Consider the following 22,702-nt stretch of genomic DNA (forward strand, 5'->3'; position numbering starts at 1 on the left):
GATATCATGAAGAATGATGGTTTACTTGACCCCTTATTTAAAAAAATAGATAAATTACTATTTGGAATTGAAGAAATTAATGAAATAAAAAAAGAACCTGAGTTTATTGAATTGGACAATGAAGAGGAATTTGATGTACAGCGTTCTATTAATTAAATCTTGCCTAAAAATGAAAGCGTAAGTGATAATGCCCCTTTTTTGAACGAGAATAAAGTATGTTGAATAGCCAACAAATGGCTGCGGTAAAGTATATTGATGGGCCATTGTTGGTGCTTGCAGGGGCTGGTAGTGGCAAAACACGAGTTATCACCAAAAAATTGGTTATTTAATTAATACCTGCGGTTATGCTGCTAGTGCAATTTGCGCGGTTACTTTTACAAATAAAGCAGCAAATGAAATGCGGGCTAGAGTTGCAGCATTTTTGCCGGCTTCCAATCGACGAGGATTAAAAGTTGCAACGTTTCATACATTAGGTTTAAGCATTATAAAACGTCATGCTGCTTTTTGTGATTTGAAACCAGGATTTTCTATTTTTGATAATGAAGATTGTTTACAGATTTTGCATGGTTTTTTGCCTATAAATAAGGCAAGTGATAAAGAGTTTGTCCTAAAAATTCAACAACAAATCTCTCGTTGGAAAAATGATTTATTAAGCCCTGAATCAATACTTCAAAACTGTCCCCAGACATCTTTCTGTGAAGAAGCGGTTATGATTTACCCACGTTACCAACAAGCATTAAAAGCATATAATGCGGTAGACTTTGATGATCTCATTCGATTACCGGTGGGTTTATTGAATGATTATCCTGAAGCGTTGGAGTATTGGCAGAATAAAATTCGCCATTTATTAGTAGATGAATACCAAGACTCGAATACCAGTCAGTATCTTTTAGTAAAAAAATTAGTTGGTATTCGTGCTCACTTTACTGTAGTAGGGGATGACGATCAGTCAATTTATGCTTGGCGTGGTGCCAAGCCTGAGAACTTGGCGCAACTGCAAAAAGATTATCCACAGCTAAAAATTATTAAATTGGAACAGAATTACCGCTCGACGAGCAGGATTTTACATGCTGCAAATCACTTAATCGCACATAACCAACATTTATTTGAAAAGAGATTATGGAGTGATTTAGGTTATGGTGAAATGCTAAGGGTTATCAGTTGTAAAGATGAGCAGGATGAAGCGGAATATGTAGTTGCTGATCTGATAAGTCATAAATTACGAACTCGAACAGATTATGGTGATTACGCTATTTTATATAGAGGAAATCATCAAGCCAGAATATTTGAAAAGGTCTTAAGACATTATGGAATTCCCTACCATATCAGTGGAGGCCAATCCTGGTTTTCTAAACTAGAAGTCAGGGATATTTTTGCTTATCTTAAGTTGCTTTGTAATGAAGCGGATGATGCTGCTTTTTTGCGAGCTGTCACTACCCCAAAACGCGGGATCGGTGATAGCAGTTTGGATGCTTTAGGCCGTTATGCGCAATCTCGAGAAATTAGTTTGTATAATGGGGCAGATCATTTGGCCCTATCGGAGTTGATTGCAGAGAAACCGAGGGCAGCATTGCATGGTTTCAAATCATGGATGGAAGACATTAAATTGCGTATTAGTTCTGGTTCGATTCTGGAACACTTAAGACAAATGATAGAAGAAAGTGGATATGAAGCCCATATTTATGAACAATGTGATACTCCTGCAAAGGCCCAAAAAAGAATGGACAATGTATGGGAACTTTTGGAATGGGTTGATCGATTGTTTAGCAAAGATCCTGAACAAACTCTAGCAGATGTAATCAACAAATTAATATTAATCGATATATTGGAACAGTCAGAGGAGTCTTCAAATGATGTTGTCCAATTAATGACCTTGCATGCTTCAAAAGGTTTAGAATTTCCTTTTGTTTATTTGGTTGGGATGGAGGAAGATTTACTGCCTCATCGAGTTAGTATCGATGATGATCAAATTGAAGAAGAAAGAAGATTAGCTTATGTTGGAATTACCCGTGCTCAAAAAGGTTTGTGTTTCACCTTAGCCAAGCAAAGACGTCGTGCCGGCGAGTTACAGGATTGTGTCCCCAGCCGATTTTTAGAGGAGTTGCCTCAAGATAGCTTGGAGTGGTTTGGTAAAACTAATGAACGTTGTGAAGAGCAATCAAAAAAATTGGCCAAAGCCCATTTAGAGGGACTGAAGAGCCTGTTGAGGTAGTGATATTTTATCTTTGGTTTTGTCAATGAGGGGCTTTCCAAATATCTTTGGATGTCTCACTGTGAGTTTGCAATAATTAGACATAATGCAATCCTTATCTGGAATAAGACACATTGACTCGCTCTGGCAGTTCTTCGATGAAAATTTGGGTACAGGTTTTCTCATCTTTTTGAGCAAACAACCGATGTTGATTGTATATTGGGGCTTCATTTGGCTTTTCATTAGCTTCTTCAAGAATTTTAGCTAAACTTTCACCCTTTTCAGGATTGCGTATTTTTTCTTTTAATTGCTCCAGTTTAATTATTTTGGCTTCTGCAAGTTTGCGACCCATTATGACTTTTTTAAGGTGCTTGGTTTCAAATTTATCTATTTGGCTAACAGCATGTTCTACTTGCCATTCTTTTGAAGGACGTTTGGCATTTGGACTTATTTCAACATTAACTTCTTTTGCAATGCCCCATTGCTTATTCCAGGCTTCCCTTAAAGTTAAAACCTGAGGCTTAGCCCCGTTATTCGATAATCTTTCTATTTTACTAGCATTATCAGATGCATTGATCTTACTGGTTAAGTAATCCCAAGCTGCTGAGGCAGCATATAGGGGTGAGGCTAAAATCTTTAGAAGACGGGTTGGGATATCCATATCATGATCATGGCCTGATTCTGGATCTAACCGTTCCTTAAGTAGGGTTACAAAATTATTGTGATGTTTATGCCCATCACTATGTTCATTTTCCTTATCATTTCCCAGGAAATAGTGAGCATCTTCAAAACCTTCACTAACAATTGCAACTAGGGCAGAAAAGATCTGAGGTACTCCCGGCATACGATCTGAAGTTACTGCAACACTGATTAAATGCCCCAAAAAAAGAAGGATGCGTAACGGCGTTACAGTTAGTTTTAAAAGAACACGGAAAGGATTAATTATCTGTAACCAATTTTCTGTTTCACGTAAATGTCGATAACCATTGCTGATTGCTTCATAAATTTTTTGGAATACATTTTTATTACTATGAGTTGCTTCATCAATCATTTCCAATGATTCTGCGCTATTTTGTATATTAAAGAATATAGCTGAAGCCCCAGTAATGATTGGATTGATAACTCCCATAATAAAGCTGGGCATTTTTTTCATCCAATCAAATAATGGGCGTGCATTGGTGGCGATAGTCCACCATGTTCCTGCTGTGCAAACAGTAAGAGTTATTGCTAATCCAATGAGGAAGATTGCTGTGGTTGCCATAAAGATATTACGGACAGTTAACCCTTGGCTTAAGTCATTACGGAGCTTGTTATACCATTTGACAACGGTGTTATTATTGATCATGTCTGTGACCGCATTATAGGTCAGCATCGCATAGGCTGCTCCTGCGATTACAGCCATAGGAACAATTAAAATTGGCCAAAAGGTGAAGGGAATGACAGCAAAAAATGGAATGATAGAAAAGGCTTCAACAGCGAGATAGGTGCTGCCTATTCCCATAAAAAGGCCGGATAAAAGGCTGAAAGCTTTAACGATATGAAATTGAAAGCGGCGTTTTTCCAACCGCTTTACCCATTCATCCCGTTCATGAGTATCGAGCCAATCCATAAGTTCTTTATTATATTTCGAGTTTTTTGTACTACCCTTGTCAGAAAACAATTGCAGGGCGAACCACTTTTCCATGTCTGAAAGAGTTTTTGCGATTTGTTTTTTCCTTTTTTTACTTTCCTTATTTAATTCTTTATGCTCAAACTCACCTAATAGCTTGAGTTGTTTTTTATAATCTTTGAAAAATTGTGGGCAGTCCTCTTGGTGAGTATCGGGAAAATGAGTGAGTAAATACTCTTTAGCCAGATAATTCTTAAGATAGTTCAATTTAAAAAGTTTGTTAAAGGCACCTTTTATATTTTGTAAATAAATTTCACCTTCATAAGCTACGGATAAACCAAAAGCTGCAAAAGCTAGAGGCAGCGCAGGTAAGAGTGCATACATTCCACCAAAACTTAAAAAACCCAGTATGAAACTCGCGCCTAAGGTAAGTAATACTAGAAGAATGTAATAAGGAATTTTTTTGGGATTGACTGGTATTTTTTTTGTGTTCATTGTAGTATATTTGCTCAGCCGTGTGTGATTAAGCACTTTATACTAAATGAGAATGATTATCAATAGCGCGGATATTGAAAAAAGATATTTTTTATTTTTGTTTTATTTATACAGTAAAGTGTGTTTGCAATATTCATTTCATCAGGTAGGATTAACCCCGATTTAATTAACTTTAGGAGAAAAAATGCGTTTTAACCAATGGATGACTTGTATCGCATCAGGATTAATACTCATAGGTAATTCCAGTTTTGCTGGTTCTGCACCAGTTCATGAGCAATTGCAAGTTCCGCAATGCCTGGCTGCAAAAATAAATTCCCCATATAAGGTTTTGGCAGAGAATAAAGATTTTAAAATTATTGATCTGCTGTCAACAGAAGTAGAAAACCTGACTATTCTTGCTGACAAAGTAAACTGTGGCCATTTTGTGAATGTTAGTCATAAATTAGCCGGCGATTTGCAAACGAAACAGCAATCTGCTCAAAAGTTATTACAAAAAAAGTTAATTAAGCCGTTCAGCGTATTTAAATTCCATAGTGATGTTTATGAAATTAAACATGAAGAAGAGGTCAATGCGGCTTTAAATGAAGTGGTGGGAGATAACATATGGCAAACTTTAACCCATTTAACATCTTATTATAACCGTTCTGCTACTAAAGATACGGGTGTTGAAACAGCGAATTGGTTGAAATCCAAATTTGAAGCAATGGCTGTTGAATATGGACGAACAGATACGTCAACTTTTTTTGTAAAAACAGGGTGGTATAAGCAACCTTCGTTAGTTACTGTTATAGGTAAAGATATTAAAGCACCTGCTATTGTTATTGGGGCTCATATGGATACACTGGATGGCCGTATGCCTGGCGCTGGTGATGACGGCAGCGGTTCATCAAGTATTATGGAAGCTGCTCGCGTATTATTATCTTCTAAAGCAACTTTTAAACGGCCGATTTATTTCATTTGGTATGCGGCTGAAGAGCGAGGGTTGGTTGGTTCTCAACATGTGGTTGATTATTTTAAGGATCAATCAATTCCAGTTAAAGCGGTTGCCCAATTTGACATGACAGGTTACCGTAACGATGCCAATGATCCAACGATGTGGGTTTTTACTGATTACACGGATAGAAGTTTGAGTAATTATGTGGCCAAACTCATTGATCATTACCTTCATGTTCCTGTTGATTATTCGCGATGCGGTTATGGCTGCAGTGACCATGCTTCATGGAATGAAGAAGATATACCAGCAGCATTTCCATGCGAAACTAGTTTTGCTGATCACAACCCCTATATCCATACTTCTTCTGATAAAATGGATTTATTGAGTCTGGAACATATGACCAATTTCTCTAAGTTGGCTGTGGCTTTTGCTATTGAATTAGCTTCTGAGTAATTAGTTTAAGACCTCTCAAGAACTTTAGGTTTTGAGAGGTTTTTAATTCTTAACTGATAAATTGGCTACTTCCTGTTTTCATCTCTAAAAATACAGAGTGTCCAAGTATAAATTAATTAATATATTTCTTTATTGCTACTTTTAATATCAGTATTAGGCGGACAATGAGATTCCTCAACGATTTTATTTTCTGCGTCTACTGTTTGCAATATAACTGGGAATTGCCATAAATAATGCAAATGTTTTAGTACTTCGTTAGTGGAGTGTCCAAGAGGCACTCTATTTTGTTGAGAATACCTAAGGGTTAAAGAACGATTTCCTTGTAAATCAACAGAATAGATTTGAATATCCGGATCGAGATAGCCTAAGTTATATTGTCTTGATAATGCTTCCCTGATTTGTTGATAGCCTGATTCGTCGTGGATGGCATTAACGAACAACTCAGGATTCCTATCATCATCCACAATATGAAATAATTTTAAATCACGTATTAGTTTGGGCGATAAATATTGAGCAATGAAACTTTCATCCTTATAGTTTCTCATGGCTGTATCAAGACTGGTGAGCCAATCAGTGTTAACCAGATAAGGGAACCATTTTTTATCTTCTTCAGTTGGGTTTTCACAAACTCTCTTGATGTCTTGCATCATATGATAACCCAGTGTATATGGATTAATCCCGCTATAATAAGGACTATTGTAAGATGGTTGCATGATAACATTCGTATGGCTTTGCAATACTTCCAACATGAATTCGTCAGTAACTAACCCTTCATCATATAAAGCATGTAAGATAGTGTAGTGCCAAAAACAAGCCCATCCTTCGTTCATGACTTTAGTTTGTCCCTGAGGATAGAAATATTGAGCCAGCTTCCTTACTATGCGTACTATTTCTCTTTGCCAAGGTTCTAATAAGGGGGCGTTTTTTTCAATAAAATATAAAATATTCTCCTGCGGTTCTTCCGGGAAGCGTTTTTTTTGTCCATTCCTATCGACTTGTTTACTAAAAGGTATTGTCCGCCATAACTCGTTAACTTGTGATTGCATGTATATTTCACGGTTTTGCTGTCGTATTTTTTCCTCCTGAATGGATAAAGGGGCAGGATGTTTGTAACGGTCTACGCCGTAATTCATAAGAGCATGACAGGCATCAAGTGTTGATTCTACTGCTTCAATTCCATAACGTTCCTCACAATCGCTAATGTATTTTTTGGCGAATACCAGATAATCAATAATAGCATCCGCAGAAGTCCACATTTTGAACAAATAATTGTTTTTGAAAAAAGAATTATGACCATAACAGGCATGGGCAATGACCAAGGCTTGCATGGCCATTGTATTTTCTTCCATTAAATAAGAAATACATGGATTAGAGTTAATGACGAGCTCATAGGCTAAACCCATTTGTCCTCTTTTGTAACTTTTTTCAACAGTGACAAAACGTTTTCCGAAAGACCAATGATGATAACCAATTGGCATCCCTACCGATGAATAAGCATCCATCATTTGTTCTGCGGTAATAATTTCAATCTGATTTGGGTAAGTATCCAGGTTAAAACTTTTGGCAATGCGCGCAATTTCGCGATCGTAGGCCTGTATTAACTCGAAAGTCCATTCTACACCAGTTGATATAGGCTTTCTCTTCATACCGTTTTCCTTTTAAATAATTCACGAAATACGGGATAAATATCAGCGACATTATCAATATTTTCCATAGCAAAATTAGGGTAACGTTCTTTTACTTGTTGATATACTTCCCACAAGCTTTGATGATGACGGGGCATAATTTCAATATAAGCAAAATACTGTAATAAAGGCATAATTTTTTCCTGTAGCAATTCCTGGCAATAAGGAGAGTCGGCATTCCAGTTATCGCCATCTGACGCTTGTGCAACATAAATATTCCAGGCTTGAGGAGGGTAACGTGCTTCAATGATAGTACTTAATAATTCGAGAGCGCTGGAAACCACGGTTCCACCTGTTTCGCGTGAATAAAAAAATTCTTCTTCATTGACTTCTTTTGCTGATGTATGGTGGCGAATAAAGACCAATTCAATCTTGTCATAGTTTTTAGTCAGAAACATATAGAGCAGAATAAAAAAGCGTTTTGCTATGTCCTTTTTAGCTTCATCCATTGAGCCTGACACGTCCATTACACAAAACATCACAGCTTGTGTTGAAGGAGAGGGGATACGTATACGATAATTATAACGAAGATCAATGGTATCTATAAAAGGAACGATCTGTATTTTCCTTTTGAAGAATTCGATGTCACTTTCTAGTTTTAAAATGGCCATCTTATCTGGATTAGCTAATTGCTTCAGCCGATCAAGTTCTTCTTCTGCTTCCTTTAACTGTTTTTTGTAAGGCGAAGCCAGGGCAACGCGACGTCCTGTTGCTTGTTTCATGGAGCGAAGGACATTAATGTTATTGGGTATTCCGCTAGTAGTGACACCGGCTCTTACGGTTTTATAAGTACTGATCCGGGATAATTCTTTTTTAACCAAATCGGGCAATTCTAAATCTTCAAAATAGAGCTCCAAAAACTCTTCGCGCGATAATTCAAAAACAAAATTGTCTTCCCCTTCACCGCTATCGCTGGCATTACCTCCTTCTCCACCTGAACCGCCGCCACCGCTGGGTCTTTTTATTCTATCTCCAGTAATAAAATTGTCATTCCCCGGCAGTACTCGTTCGATGTGACCACCATGGCCTCTATGGAATTGAGGTTCAGAAATGTCTTTAGATGGGATAGTGATTTGCTCACCTTGGTCAATTTCTGTTATGCTACGTTTACCCACGGCTTCAGAAACCGCTTTCTTAATTTGGTTTTTATAACGGCGCAAAAAGCGTTGGCGGTTCACCGTGCTTTTTTTTCCAGCATTTTGTCGTCTATCAATTAATTGCGACATAATTGTTAGCTCCACACCTTTTTCAAGGTAGTTTTCTGTCTCTATTCCTCTCTCTTTCTTCTTAAGAAAAAGCTACGAAGAGGGTTTTTGCTTCTGTATAACCCTCTCCATAGACTATATCTAGTGGAGAGATGAATAATTACAGTTTTCTTACATTGTTATTGTGATTTTCTTACTCTTAAATACCATTCACAAAGCAAACGAACTTGTTTTCGTGTGTAGCCTTTTTCTACCATTCGAGATATAAACTCCTCGTGTTTTTTCTTATCTTCTTCTGATGCTTTGGCATTGAAAGAAATAACTGGTAATAAATCTTCAGTATTAGTAAACATTTTTTTCTCAATGACTGATTTTAATTTTTCATAACTATTCCATACTGGATTTTTGCCCCTGTTGTTTGCTCTGGCGCGTAATACGAAATTAACAACTTCGTTGCGAAAATCTTTGGGATTAGATATGCCTGCTGGCTTTTCAATTTTCTCTAATTCAAGATTTAATAACGCTCTGTCGAATATTTCCCCAGTGTCTGGGTCCCGATAGTCTTGATCCTGGATCCAGAAATCAGCATATGTGATATAACGATCAAATATGTTTTGACCATACTCAGAATAGGATTCTAGGTAGGCTGTTTGAATTTCTTTACCAATAAAATCAACGTATTTAGTCGCTAAGTATTCTTTAATAAAATTCAGATAAGTTTCATGCAACTCTTGTGGGAATTGCTCCTGTTCAATTTGGCGCTCCAAAACATACATTAGGTGAACTGGGTTTGCCGCCACTTCAGTATGATCAAAATTGAATACTTTGGACAGAATTTTAAAGGCGAAGCGAGTGGAGATACCACTCATACCTTCATCAACACCTGCAAAGTCGCGATATTCTTGATATGACTTCGCTTTAGGATCGGTATCTTTTAAACTTTCTCCATTGTATACGCGCATCTTGGAGTAAATACTGGAGTTTTGTGGTTCTTTTAAGCGGGTTAAGACAGAGAACTGAGCCAGCATATCCAAGGTGCCTGGTGCGCAAGAGGCATTAGTTAACGAACTATTATGAATTAATTTTTCATAGATTTTTATTTCTTCAGAAACACGCAAGCAATACGGGACCTTTACTATATTAATTCGGTCTATGAATGCTTCATTGTTTTTATTATTTCTAAAAGATTGCCATTCTGACTCATTAGAATGAGCCAGGATAATGCCTTCAAATGGTATAGCTGATAATCCTTCAGTGGCATTATAATTTCCTTCTTGAGTGGCTGTCAGCAAAGGATGAAGCACTTTTATTGGTGCTTTAAACATTTCAACAAATTCCAGAAGTCCTCGGTTAGCTCGGCATAAGCCACCAGAGTAACTGTAAGCGTCTGGATCATCTTGAGAAAATTCTTCCAATTTACGAATATCAACCTTACCAACTAAAGAAGAAATATCCTGATTGTTTTCATCACCGGGTTCTGTTTTAGCAATTGCTATTTGTTTGAGGCGCGAAGGTTTGACTTTGACTACTCGAAACTTACTAATATCTCCGTTATATTCATGTAATCGCTTAACAGCCCAAGGTGACATCAAATAGCGTAAGTAGCGTGTTGGGATTCCAAAACGTTCTCTTAATAATTCACCATCTTCCAGAGGATTGAATAAGGAAAGTGGGGATTCAAATACAGGAGAACCTTTTATAGCATAAAAAGGTATTCTTTCCATTAAGTCTTTTAGTTTTTCTGCGATGGATGATTTACCCCCACCTACAGGTCCCAAAAGATACAACACTTGTTTTGTTTCTTCTAAGCCTTGGGCTGCGTGTTTCAAAAAACCAACAATTTGCTCTATGGGTTCTTCCATCCCATAAAAGTCTTGAAATACCTCATAGCGATGAATTATTTTATTTGAAAAGATGCGTGACAAGACAGGGTCATGTCGAGTATCAACTAATTCGGGTTCTCCTATCGCCATAAGCAAACGCTCTGCTGGGTTGGCATAAGCTGTCGGGTCCGTTTTGCACAACTCCAGATACTCATCCAAACTCATCTCTTCTTCTTTGTTATCCACAAAGCGTTTGGTATAACCCGCTAAAAAATCTTGTGTGTTCATGCGCCATCCCCTTTTACTTAACCCTGAGAAGGATATAATGTGATTTTTTACTTTTTTTGGTAAAAGCAAAAATTACTTCTTTTAACTCATAGTATAGTAGACTAACTAATTAATAAACCAGTGATAAATCAAGAAACTTAATTGTTTTTTTTAATAGGAATGCAACCACCATGCCAGACACTACCATTTACTTAAAGAATTACCAAGCCCCTCTGTTCACAGTTGAGTCTGTAGAGTTAAATTTTGATTTGTATGATGATCATGCTTTGGTGAACAGTACTATTAAATTAAATCGCCAAAACGATGGTGCATTGCATTTATATGGTGAAGAATTGGAGTTAATTCGTTTGAGTTTAAATGGACGGCAATTGGATTCTTCTGAGTATTCTTTAACAAAAGAAGCGCTTATTATTGAACAATGTCCTGATGAGATGGTGCTTAACATAGTAACTCGTATTAAACCACAAGAAAATACTCAATTATCTGGGCTTTATCGTTCAAACCATTTGTTTTGCACCCAATGCGAAGCAGAAGGTTTTAGACGCATTACCTATTATCTTGATAGACCTGATACTTTGGCAACTTTTACTACTCGAATTACTGCGGATAAAAAGCAATACCCCGTTTTATTATCTAATGGAAACCTCATTGACTCAGGAGAAACATCAGAGGGTCGGCATTGGGTTGTTTGGCAAGATCCATTCAAGAAACCTTCTTATTTATTCGCTTTGGTAGCTGGTAATTTGGTTTGTATAAAAGATAGTTTTGTTACCTGCTCCGGTCGAACGGTTGATTTACGCATCTACGTTGAACCAGGGAATGAAGACAAGTGTTCCCACGCTATGAATTCATTGAAAAAAGCCATGAAGTGGGATGAAGAAATTTACGGTCGCGAATACGATTTAGATATTTATATGATCGTTGCGGTAAGCGATTTCAATATGGGTGCAATGGAAAACAAAGGATTAAATATCTTTAACTCCAAATACATATTAGCACGCCCTGACACAGCAACGGATCAAGATTTTGCTGATATTGAAGGGGTTGTCGCTCATGAATATTTCCATAACTGGACTGGAAATCGGGTAACATGTCGTGATTGGTTTCAATTAAGTCTCAAAGAGGGCTTAACGGTATTCCGAGATCAGGAATTTTCCCGAGATATGAATTCTCGAGATGTTAACCGAATTATGGATGTCAAGGCATTACGCAGTACACAATTTCCTGAAGATGCAGGAAGCATGGCGCATCCAGTAAGGCCAGACTCCTATCAAGAAATTAATAATTTCTATACTGCAACGGTGTACAACAAAGGCGCCGAAGTGATACGCATGCAACATACATTATTAGGCAAAGAAAGGTTTAGAAGAGGAATGGATCTTTATTTTAAACGTCACGATGGTCAAGCAGTCACTATCGATGATTTTGTTTCTGCGATGGAAGACGCGAATGGAGTTGATTTAAGTCAATTTAAGCTATGGTATAGCCAAGCAGGAACACCAGAAGTGCGTGTTAGAAGCCATTTTGCCGCGGGACGCTTGGAGATTACTATGCAGCAAAGTTGCCCCCCTACACCGGAATGTCATGAGAAAAAACCATTTCATATTCCCATTCGCATTGCTTTATTTGATTTAAAGGGGCAAATGATTCCTATAGAGCATGAGCTTCTTGAATTAAAGGAGAAAGAACAGCGTTTTACATTTTCTGGTATGAATGAGAAACCTGTTCTGTCTTTATTAAGAGAGTTTTCTGCCCCAGTGAAAATTTATGATGATCTCCGCCAGGATGATTTATTGTTTTTATTGCAATATGAGACAGACGGGTATGCGAAATGGGATGCTGCTCAGCGTTTAGTTCTCAATTGTCTGAATGATTGTTTGGAATTGCCTGTTAATGAATGGGTAATTCCTAATGCATTAATTTCAGCTTTCCAACATGTTTTGCAGGATGACTCGCTAGACATGGATTTACGCGCTGAATTACTTACCCCTCCTGGGTTTGAAGAAGTTGCAGCCTCTATGAAATTGGTAGATGTTGGCAAAGTTGAAGCTATTAGGGATTATTTTCGTCAACATCTGGGATTAGGTTTATATGAGAAGGCATTCCATATTTATAATAAATTATGGGAAGCAGAGGATCATCGCATGCATGGTCAAGCTTACGGGCGGAGGAAGTTACGCAATGTTTGCTTGTGGTTAATGATGAAAGCGAGAGAAACGGACACTTTGGAGTTATGCCAACAACAATTTGCAAAGTCACAAACTATGACTGATCAAATTGCCAGTTGTAGCTTATTGGTCAACTGCTCCAATCAATCCTCTAGGACTAAAGCCATCGAAAGTTTTTATGAACAATGGTCTCATAATGAATTAGTCCTGGATAAATGGTTTGCTATGCAAGCAACTTGCGAGTTACCTGGTACTTTAGGGCATGTTAAAGAATTAATTAAACATCCGGCATTTTGTATAAAAAATCCCAATAAGGTGCGTGCAGTCCTTGGCACTTTCTGTATGGCTAATCCTAGAAATTTCCATGCGCTGGATGGCAGTGGCTATAGCTTTTTAAGCGAGATGCTGATTAAGTTAGATAAGATAAATCCTCAGATTACCGCTCGGCTTGCAACTCCGTTTACGCGTTGGAAAAGTTATGATGCTTCACGACAAAAATTGATTAAAGGTGAGTTAGAGCATCTTGCCAAGCTGGATTTGTCGAAGGATTTGCGTGAAGTTGTAGATAAGAGTTTGGTTATTGAAGAGGATTAGATTTGACATTATTAATCCCAATAGCATGTGCTGTTGTATTTACATTGAATTGGATTATTTGTGGTATGAGAACAGTTTATGAACATGCCACAAGTATCATATAAAGGGGAGTTTTGTGTCTTGTCGTTTTGCAGTTATTGGTAATCCAATTGCACATAGTTTGTCTCCTGCTATTCATCAATTGTTTGCACAACAAACTCAGGTCGATTTGACTTATGAAAAAATTCTAGGGGATGATATTACTTTTGAACAGCAGGTATCTTATTTTTTCAATAATCAGGGTAAAGGGCTTAATGTTACTCTACCCTATAAACAACGAGCCTATGAGTTAGCAAAGGTCCATACAACTAGATGCATTTTAGCTAGAGCAGCAAATACTCTTTGGATAAAAAATAATCAATTGCATGCTGATAATACGGATGGGATTGGATTAATACGTGATTTAACTCGATTTCTCGAATTAACAGGTAAAAAAATTTTAATATTAGGTGCTGGTGGGGCTGCGAGAGGAATTATTTACCCTTTGCTGGAAACCAAACCATTGAAATTGACAATTGCAAATCGTACTCTGAAAAAGGCAGAAGAATTACAATGTCAGTTTCCCCAAATTAATATCACGAGTTTTGATGAATTATCAGGTGTATTTGATTTAATTATTAATGCCACTTCTGCAAGTTTATCAAACCAGATAATTTCACTTCCTGGTGGGATATGGTCATCAAAGCCATTCTGCTATGATTTGGCATACAGCCAAAGTGGCGTTACTTCCTTTGTTACCTACGCTCTTAACAAAGGGTGTAAGGCTATTGATGGATTAGGTATGTTGGTAGAACAAGCTGCAGAGGCATTTTGCATTTGGAATGGGATTATGCCTTCTACTAATGAAATAATAAGACAATTGCGCTCATTTTGAGTAGTTCTTTTTACTCAAAAAAGGCACTTACTTCTGAGGCAGCAGCTATGGTGTCTTGGTAACCTAATTCCAATAATTCTCGAGTGAATTCTTTTTCGAAAAGTAAAAAGCTAAGCAAGTCACCAGAATGGCTTCTGGCTCCCATGATATTCAATAAAAATCGCAGTAGTACAGGCATGCTGGTATAGTGATCCTGGGCTACTGATGCCATTGGTCGACTAGGGCGTAGATGTAATGTAGAAATAGGCCTCCACGGAGAGCGTCGCTTTTTCCACATGGATAGGAGAGTCGCTATTTCATTCATGCGATTGACCATTTCGATGTCTCTGTCCAGATTGTCCAAAAAAAGACCATTCATCATGTTCCCCAAAATATGAGCGAATGCGATTTCACCATTGCGCAAGGTTTCTGGGTCAGTAAATTCGGGTAGCTCTCTGGTGCCTAACACAAGGATTCTGTCGACTTGAAAGCGAATAGCACCTCGAAGGGGGGCAACTAGTCCAATACTTCCATCTCCATAGTGAAAGCCATTGAGGCGAATAGGAGGGAAAAAAAGGGGTAATGCGCTCGATGCCAAAATATGCTCAGCACTGATAACTGCTCGCTGACTGCTGTGGCGAGGATAATTCCAATCTTCAAACTCAGGTTGGTTATGGGCATAAAATGAGATCGTTTGATGAGTTTCATAACAAGCACTTAAAACTTCAAAAGTATCTAAGTAGCCTTCCGCTATATTTTGTTCGATGCGAGTGAAATCAATACTTTCAGATAAAAATTGTTTCAATGGTTTTGTGTCAAGCAAATGACCTGATTGGCGTTGTTTTATTATTAATGTGCTTAAATTGCGCATCACGGATTTGCTTAATTCGTAATTACTGGCTTTATAGATTTGTTGGCAATGAATTTCACTCCAAATTGATTCAAGCTTATCTATGGCAGCAGGGAAATCATTAGCATTCTCAGCAAGAACTGCCGCATTGATGCTTCCTACACTGACACCACTTACTAGATCAAATGGTAGTGCTTTTGTTTGTAGAATATGGCCGATTGCTTTAAGCACCCCTGCTTGATAGGCACCTCGGGCACCGCCACCGGCTAAATATAGAGCTTTTTTAACCATCATGACTTATTTTATTTATTATAATTAAAATATAGTTGAATTCTAAACGAATTAGCAAGAAAGAAATTAACTTCATAATTCCTTAATTTTTAATTGATATATTTATTAGTATCAATATTATTTCTATGAGTACGCTATGGAAAATACGCAAGCTGAATTAAATAAGAAATTTGAGATTGATAAGCATATCCAACTTTTGCAATCTATGCAGAAGCAGCCTGTAGAATATTCTTTAATCCCTTTAGAAAAAGCTTCATTATTAAAAAAAGCTGTAAAACGAATCCCTTTTCTTACGAAATTCTTGGAGCTTATCGATGACACAGGTGATACTGTCGTCAGAATTGGAGATCGAATTGCTGATCTGCCTAACATCCCAGGTAAAGAGTCATTAAACCATGGTTTTGCTTTTGGCGCTGTTGCGATGGCTGGTTTTGACTTTCTGAGAATCCCTATTATTTATTTAGCAGCTTATTTATTAGGTGAGGAAGTACCTATTAATTTAAATAATAATGCCCGGTGGCTTTATGCCGCAGTATTGTTAGGGTTAACGATAACTGCCGTAGCTGCCCCAGTCACTGCCCCTTATATGGCGTTTGTTATAGCGGGCATCACTTTAACAGTGAGTACATTTTTATTGGGAAAGACTCTTTATGAACGTTATCAATTAGGCAAGGAAAGAAAAGAAGTACGGGCCAGGATACGAAGTGAAGAGGATGAAATGCTTGTCATTCAAGAAAAGGCCAAGCATTTGCAATCTCTTTTGGAAAGTGCTACTCAGGAAGAAGAAATTGCAGCGATTTTATCTGAGATAGCAGTTACTCAAGAGCAATATAATGCTCAGAAAAAACAAATTCAGGATTTAAAAAATAAAGAACTCCAATTAGATCAACAAATTAAAGCACTAGGTGTAATGAAGATTGTTGACAGGACTGTTGCTGTTGCGCTAGCTGCGCTCACTATCGCTGGCCTGGCTACGGCATTGTTTTTCCCGCAGGTTGGAGTAGGATTATTACTTGGTATAGCAGTTTTTGGTGGTGCTTATTTGGTTGCCAGAGTGACTAGCCCGCTAGTTATAGCATTAGGTAAGTGGATCTATAATAAATTAAAACCCTCAACAGAAGAGGACGCGGAATCACAGAAAATTATCGAACAGCCCACATTAAGCGATAAGCAGGAGAAAAACAAGGCGATTTCTGCTCAAATTACAAGCGATTTGGTTTTGCAAGCAGAAGTTGATGAGAAGGCATCTGCTTTAGATTTGCAGGGAGGTCACTCTGTTCATGAGTCTACTAAGGACGTATTGGTAGGCTTATCTGTCAATATGGGTACATTAAAGGAAAAAGGAAAGGCTGAAGCAATAGAAAAAATCCAAGAAGTGCAACCAGCGAGCAGTTTACATTTCATCTCCTCATCTCCTTCAAAGGTGCGTTCAAATACACCGTTAGGAAAAGAAAATGGAGAGGATAAGGGTGAGATAGAATCAGAGTATGAGCATCCTGGCAATTCCTAAATTTAAATTTAAATCAGCGTTGCAAAAAACATAAATTTCCTTTAAGTTAAAATTTTATTCTAACAAGGAATGTAAAGTCATGTTGAATTTATTTCGTGAACAACCGCGTGCATTTCACATGATTTTTATGTTGGAGCTATGGGAACGATTTGGTTTCTATACAGTTCAAGGAATTCTTACTCTTTATTTTATTCGTTATTTAGGTTATAGCGACATAGAATCTTACTATACCTTTGGTGCTTATTCTGCTTTAGTCTATGGGATGGTGGTTATTGGAGGATATTTAGGCGACAAAATTCTTGGTACCAAAAGGACCATAGTGCTTGGACTTGTTGTACTCACCTCAGGTTATTTTTCTTTAGCAATTACTGATAAGCAGCATGTGTTTCTGGCTTTGGGATTGATCTGTGTTGGTAATGGTTTGTTTAAAGCAAACCCGTCCAATTTATTATCCAAGTGTTATGATGATAATGACCCAAGGCTACATGGGGGTTTTACTCTTTATTATATGGCTATTAATTTAGGCAGCATGGTCGCATTATTTGTAGGGCCAGCAATATCAAGCGCTTACGGGTATTCGTATGCTTATATGATAAGTGCAATTGGGTTGATGTTGGGTATTGTGAATTACTGGTATCAGCGTCAGCACGTGGCTCATGTCAATACAGAAGCCGATCTACGTAAAATAACTTTAGCTCATTGGGGAATGGTAATAGTAGGGGTATTAATTCTTACAACAATTTCTGCTTATCTATTACAGCATGTGATGCTTGCCAAGAATTTATTGTGGGGCATTACTCTTTTAGTAGTTGGCGCTTATGTTTATATAATGCGGAAACAAGATCAAGCTTCTTTCATGAAAATGTTAGTGGCTTTGATTTTAATGGTGGAGGCAGTAATATTTTTTACTTTATATCAGCAGATGCCCACCTCGCTAAATTTATTTGCCGTCAATAATGTGGTACCAACTTTCTTTGGTATTACTATTGATCCCCAAAGCTTCCAGGCCTTAAACCCCATATGGATAGTATTAATGAGCCCAGTTTTAGCCTATTTTTATAGAAAGCTGCATCAACATAATATTCTATTTTCCATACCTTTCAAATTTGCATTAGGTATGACTATGTGCGCTGTGAGCTTTTTAGTACTATATTTCGCTCGATATTTTTATGTTGGGAATGGCATGGTTTCTTCTTGGTGGATGATTGTCAGCTATTTATTTCAAAGTCTTGGCGAATTATTAGTCTCAGCACTTGGTGTTGCGATGGTTGCTGAACTAGTTCCTTCAACTAACGCTGGTTTTGTTATGGGGATGTGGTTTTTGACCTCATCTGTTGCTGGCTTTATTGGTGCAACAGTCGCTTCTTTTACTGCTCTTCCGGAGAATATCAAACCAGGAATTGACTCTCTATTTATTTATTCGGATGTATTTGCTTGTATTGGTCTCGTTACTTTAGTGATTGCTATTATTATGTGGTTATTATCGCCGCGGTTAAGTCGCTATATTGCAACTCCTACTCAGGAGGCGGATAACGATTTGGAGAGTGTAGAGTATTCTACAACCTATATACCTAGTCATTAGCCTCTGTTGTTTTATCAGAGGCAATTAAATTGATTTTATAGCCCTCAGGTTTTTTATAAATCCTTTCAATGCTTATATCCTGCGGTTTTGCTGTGCTTTATTTTTCTCTTAATGTTAATTTAATAAAAAATGTATAAAATATGGTCTCTTAGGTTGTCTTTTATCGAAAATATACGGGTTTATTGTCCCTCGTTTCATTCAATTGGAGAAAAAAGTGGGGTTGGGGAAAAAAATTGAATTAAGTCAGCGCTCCCAAGAATTATTAAATGATTATTTAAATTTAAATAATTCAGAATCTTCTAGTGTACAAAATATCACTTCGCCTATTGATTTTTCAGTCTTAATTCAATTACTAACAAGAGAATTTTCAAAACCTCCCAAAGTTCCCAAAGAAATAAAAAAGAAAAGAGAATTTATTTTAGCCGCTATGCGTGCTGAATTACTGCGTGATTTGAATGCTTCATTAAATACCACAATAAGTCAGGAAGCTAAGCCAGTTGAACAGGAAACTCCTTGGTACAACAAATTAAAATTTTGGTTTTTAGCGATGGCTGGGACATTAGTAGCAGCCTGTGAAGGATTCGATAGTATTTCAACAATGATGGTTGCTTTGTCTTTCCCGGCATGGCTTGTACTTGCAGGAGGTATTTTATTTTCCATCTTATCAGTTGTTGTATTTTATGGGTTTGATTTGGTCCAAGTTTCCCAAAATGTGGGAATAAAGTTAACAGATGCTCCCAAATTATTGGATATTTACCTCTTGCAAATGGAAGAGATCAAAGCAATTAGGAGAAAAATTAGTGGTAATAGCTTTGCATTGATGTCTACCGAAGAATTAGATGAATTAAAACGAACTGTTAGCATGCTTCAAATTCATGTGAAGTCATTGATCAAGACTAGTAAACAGTTTGATGAAGCGCTAAATAGTCGAAAAATGAATATTTCTAAAGCAGTGATTTCCGGAATATCAGGGGTATTATTTTTTGGAGGAGGTTTTTTTGCTGGACAATCAGTGGCTTTATATTTGTTCGCTCTGTTTATGACGTCAGTGACGCCTGCTTTTTGGCCTGTAATATTGTTTAGTGTGGTTGTTGGTTTAGCTGCGTTCAGTTTATATTGGTATGTTCAACGCGTTGGGGTGAATAAGCTGGTTAGTGAATGGTTCGGGCTAGATGAAGATAAGATAGAGAAATTATGTGGTAAATCCAATTTAGATAAAGAACTAAAAAAATTAGACAATTTACAAGAAAAGATAATGACCACCTCGAATTTGATCTCCGAGGTTACTCATTTAAAGGGCAAGCTTACAAAGCTTGAAGAACAAATTGTTAATATTCCCTCAGATGAAGTTTCTGATGCCTCAAAAGAGAAGTCATTAAAAACAAGCTCCAATATTTATTCTTTTCATTTTAATTCTGCCAATCAGACGAGCCATTCTTGCGAGCAGACACTTGATGCTGCTTCTGGTTATGGTATGAACTAGAGCCTGAATGATTTATACCATAACTGATATTGGCTAAATGCAAAGGCATATATACTAATAGAGAATTCCCTTGCAGGTAATCTGGATTGGCTGATATATAAAACTCTTTTAATTCATTACCTTCTTCACTGATTTTTGAGAACTGGCTTCTGAGCGGAACCAATGGAGAATTGACAACCATAGGATGGCTATTGGTTGAAAGCCAGCCATTTTGTTTTTTAAAAGCGTTAAGTATGGTCAATATTTGTTCTGGAACTCTTTGTGAGGGTTTAGGGTATATAAGGTCGCTCAACTGGTAGATAAATTCATAGGCTGATGGATTATTAGCAAAAGCAATATAAACTAATTCTTCCTGAGGATTAGCTAACTTATATTTTATTGCTTGAGAGATACCAGCACTTTTAGTTGATGCATCAATTTGATAATCAGGATGTAGGTAAATATAAGCAACGTAACAAGTAATCTGTTTTTTTCCAAGATCTATAGATTGTCTGCAATTACGGCAGAAACCTGCTATTTCTTTATTTTTGCCATAAAGAACGGTTAATTCTCCATCTAAATCGGGTTGAATAATTAAGCGAATGAATTCTTCTTGGTTTGCCAGATGATAATATTGTGAGAGGAAGCAATATAATTTTTCCATTAACTGCGGAGAAATTTTTTTACATTTTTCATCCATAATGTAGGAATGAATTGCTGTTATATCATGTTTCTTCATTTGTTCCCTCCATTGAACATTGATTCGCTTAATTTATCCATAAATTATCTTATAGCGAATAACAGATAAAAATGTGCAGTCCACAATAAATATAGACGTATTCTCATTTTTGTCAAAAAAACGGTTTCTTTAACTCCATCTCTTTTGTAAGAAAATCTTCATTACTGATTGCTTCAATCTCTAGTGCTTTGGTATGAGAGGTATCAAGTTGCATATACTCTGCTACTCTACGATAAAAGGCATTTTGCTTAGTTTGAAAAGCTTTTATTAATTCAACATCTTCCGTATTTCTGATATCATAAGCAGTTTCATAGAATGTTTTTAATAAATCCTCATAATCTTCTTTTAATTCTTGAGGGAGCAAGTTTTGGTCAATGTAAAGGGGATTATATTCTATATTAATACTTAACCCATCTCGTGTTACACGCATCAGGACAGCAGAGGCATGGACAGAGCTAATGGTTATTTCGCCTTCATGACTATAATTAACGAGTTGCCCACCGGCATCCACATCGACACTCTCTGTATAGTCCTGAGCATATCGTTGATTTTTCGGAACATTGACTAGATCAACCACAATCATTAGATGTGATTTAGGCAGATAATTGGAAAAAGAAAGTCCCATACCTAGTTTAGCTGTTGTGGAGACACCACGAACATCACCTTTTCGATGTTTTTTTACAGACTCTTTCGTTTCTTCTAATTTTACTTGTTTGGATTCGTCATAAACAACTAAAGGCTTTCGTCCGATAAGCCCTGCCAAAGCAATATTTATCGGGTCTTTAGTTTCTCTTTTCTGCATCCCTCGAAATACGAGCCTTTCATATTTGGCGTTCATTAAGAAATTAAATGCGTTATCAAATTCCGGATCTAGAATTTTCTTTCCTCGAAAAGTAGTTGTAGGGAAGCAGTGACTGCTAAAAATCCATTTTTCTTGTTTTGTTGATGGATAATAATCTCTCTTAGATGCCCCAGTCCATAAACTACGTCGAGCTACTGGTGGATTTTTCTGAAAAAATGGGCCACTAGATCTTTTCATGACTTGCTCCAGAAAATAGACGTTTTGACAATTTACAACTAAAGTGTAGAATTTATAGAAGCATAGATCAAATTGTGATCTTATGGTTGATTCTAATTTGAATACAGTTGAGATAAATTGGAATGGACAGATATATTGCTCTCAGAATTAAGTTTAATGATCCTACGGATGAGTTTCCAGAAAACATACTAAAAATCTTTTATATATTCAAAATATCCTTAACAAAGGGTATTGTGATTTTACGGTGAGCTTCCAAAGAGGCATCGTCTAATCGATTGAGAAGTTGGTATAAGTCATGCATGTTTCGAGAGCAACGGTTTAATAAAAATTGTCCCACACTCTCAGGTATCTCAAATCCGCGTTTTGCTGCACGCATTTTGAGGGTACTTATTTTTTCATCATCATTTAACTCATTGAGTTGAATAACTAATCCCCAGCTTAATCTGGAGCGTAAGTCTGCGAGTTTAATGTGGCAGTTTATTGGTGGTTGATTTCCAGAAATAATTAAAAGCGATTCCTCCGAATCTTTTATCTTGTTGTATAGATGGAATAAAGCTTCTTCCCACTTCGAATCATTAGCAATGGCATTAATATCATCGATACAAATTAAGGTTTGATCTTCTAGTCCTTCAATACTTTGTGGCCCCCATTCTTTTAGAAAAGTTAGGGGCAGATAAATTGCAGATTGGGTTAAATTGATGGCCTGGCAACAAGCTTGCAGTAAATGAGATTTACCACTTCCTTGGGGTCCCCATAGGTAGAGTAATCTATCAGTTTTTAAAGTAAGCATGGCCATCAGTTGTTGTTGCAGCAAAATGTTACTTCCCCAATTAAAATTACTGAGGGTTGCTTCATCATTTAATTTTATTGCTAAAGCCAATTGTTTATTCAT

Annotated in this window: 15 protein-coding genes and 1 pseudogene; 8 read left to right on the forward strand and 8 right to left on the reverse strand. The window is 37.1% G+C overall.

What is annotated here, in order from left to right; translation table 11 throughout:
* Positions 1-6 precede the first annotated feature (6 nt).
* Positions 7-156 carry a hypothetical protein gene (locus OK13_RS14725; RefSeq protein WP_162833789.1) on the forward strand — a complete coding sequence of 50 codons (150 nt, stop codon included), beginning with the start codon at positions 7-9 and terminating at the stop codon, positions 154-156.
* A 59-nt stretch (positions 157-215) separates the two neighbouring features.
* Positions 216-2,212: pseudogene (locus tag OK13_RS15680) on the forward strand (UvrD-helicase domain-containing protein).
* Between the two features lie 94 nt (positions 2,213-2,306).
* Here OK13_RS15680 and iroT read toward each other — a convergent pair.
* Entirely contained in the window at positions 2,307-4,295 is a 1,989-nt protein-coding gene (iroT, locus tag OK13_RS00855; protein WP_035886572.1) for a T4SS effector ferrous iron transporter IroT/MavN, read from the reverse strand.
* A gap of 184 nt (positions 4,296-4,479) precedes the next feature.
* On the opposite strand from iroT, the gene lapA reads away from it, so the two are divergent.
* A complete protein-coding gene (gene lapA, locus OK13_RS00860) occupies positions 4,480-5,682 on the forward strand; it encodes an aminopeptidase LapA (protein ID WP_035886575.1) in 1,203 nt (400 codons plus the stop codon).
* Positions 5,683-5,798: 116 nt separating this feature from the next.
* On the opposite strand, the gene OK13_RS00865 is transcribed toward lapA, so the two are convergent.
* The 3 genes from OK13_RS00865 to OK13_RS00875 all read right to left on the reverse strand — a co-directional run bounded on the left by OK13_RS00865 (position 5,799) and on the right by OK13_RS00875 (position 10,683).
* A complete protein-coding gene (locus tag OK13_RS00865; protein WP_035886577.1) occupies positions 5,799-7,328 on the reverse strand; it encodes a SpoVR family protein in 1,530 nt (509 codons plus the stop codon).
* Entirely contained in the window at positions 7,325-8,593 is a 1,269-nt protein-coding gene (locus OK13_RS00870) for a YeaH/YhbH family protein (protein ID WP_035886584.1), read from the reverse strand. The genes OK13_RS00865 and OK13_RS00870 overlap by 4 nt, the downstream gene beginning before the upstream one ends.
* 158 nt (positions 8,594-8,751) lie before the next feature.
* On the reverse strand, positions 8,752-10,683 hold the full coding sequence (locus tag OK13_RS00875) for a PrkA family serine protein kinase (RefSeq protein ID WP_035886593.1): 1,932 nt from the start codon (positions 10,681-10,683) through the stop codon (positions 8,752-8,754).
* A 170-nt stretch (positions 10,684-10,853) separates the two neighbouring features.
* Between OK13_RS00875 and pepN the strand changes: the two genes are divergently transcribed.
* Entirely contained in the window at positions 10,854-13,445 is a 2,592-nt protein-coding gene (gene pepN / locus OK13_RS00880) for an aminopeptidase N (RefSeq protein ID WP_035886597.1), read from the forward strand.
* A gap of 115 nt (positions 13,446-13,560) precedes the next feature.
* On the forward strand, positions 13,561-14,358 hold the full coding sequence (gene aroE, locus OK13_RS00885) for a shikimate dehydrogenase (protein ID WP_035886602.1): 798 nt from the start codon (positions 13,561-13,563) through the stop codon (positions 14,356-14,358).
* Between the two features lie 10 nt (positions 14,359-14,368).
* Here aroE and OK13_RS00890 read toward each other — a convergent pair whose 3' ends face one another.
* Positions 14,369-15,481, reverse strand: a complete 1,113-nt coding sequence (locus OK13_RS00890; protein ID WP_081964836.1) for a patatin-like phospholipase family protein — start codon at positions 15,479-15,481, stop codon at positions 14,369-14,371.
* Positions 15,482-15,614: 133 nt separating this feature from the next.
* Between OK13_RS00890 and OK13_RS00895 the strand changes: the two genes are divergently transcribed.
* From OK13_RS00895 to OK13_RS00905, 3 genes are all read left to right on the forward strand, one after another.
* Positions 15,615-16,988, forward strand: coding sequence for a hypothetical protein (locus tag OK13_RS00895; protein ID WP_035886615.1), 1,374 nt, complete (start codon positions 15,615-15,617; stop codon positions 16,986-16,988).
* Positions 16,989-17,067: 79 nt separating this feature from the next.
* Positions 17,068-18,570 (forward strand): oligopeptide:H+ symporter, encoded by a 1,503-nt coding sequence (locus OK13_RS00900; protein ID WP_035886623.1) that lies wholly within the window; start codon positions 17,068-17,070, stop codon positions 18,568-18,570.
* A 214-nt stretch (positions 18,571-18,784) separates the two neighbouring features.
* Positions 18,785-20,053, forward strand: coding sequence for a hypothetical protein (locus OK13_RS00905; RefSeq protein WP_035886630.1), 1,269 nt, complete (start codon positions 18,785-18,787; stop codon positions 20,051-20,053).
* Here the strand turns inward: OK13_RS00905 and OK13_RS00910 are convergent.
* The 3 genes from OK13_RS00910 to hda all read right to left on the reverse strand — a co-directional run bounded on the left by OK13_RS00910 (position 19,980) and on the right by hda (position 22,702).
* A complete protein-coding gene (locus OK13_RS00910) occupies positions 19,980-20,771 on the reverse strand; it encodes a hypothetical protein (RefSeq protein ID WP_035886635.1) in 792 nt (263 codons plus the stop codon). The genes OK13_RS00905 and OK13_RS00910 overlap by 74 nt on opposite strands.
* A 112-nt stretch (positions 20,772-20,883) precedes the next feature.
* Positions 20,884-21,810, reverse strand: coding sequence for a hypothetical protein (locus tag OK13_RS00915; protein ID WP_052117507.1), 927 nt, complete (start codon positions 21,808-21,810; stop codon positions 20,884-20,886).
* Between the two features lie 199 nt (positions 21,811-22,009).
* Entirely contained in the window at positions 22,010-22,702 is a 693-nt protein-coding gene (gene hda / locus OK13_RS00920; protein WP_035886637.1) for a DnaA regulatory inactivator Hda, read from the reverse strand.

This window comes from Legionella norrlandica (assembly GCF_000770585.1).
Lineage (GTDB): Bacteria > Pseudomonadota > Gammaproteobacteria > Legionellales > Legionellaceae > Legionella > Legionella norrlandica.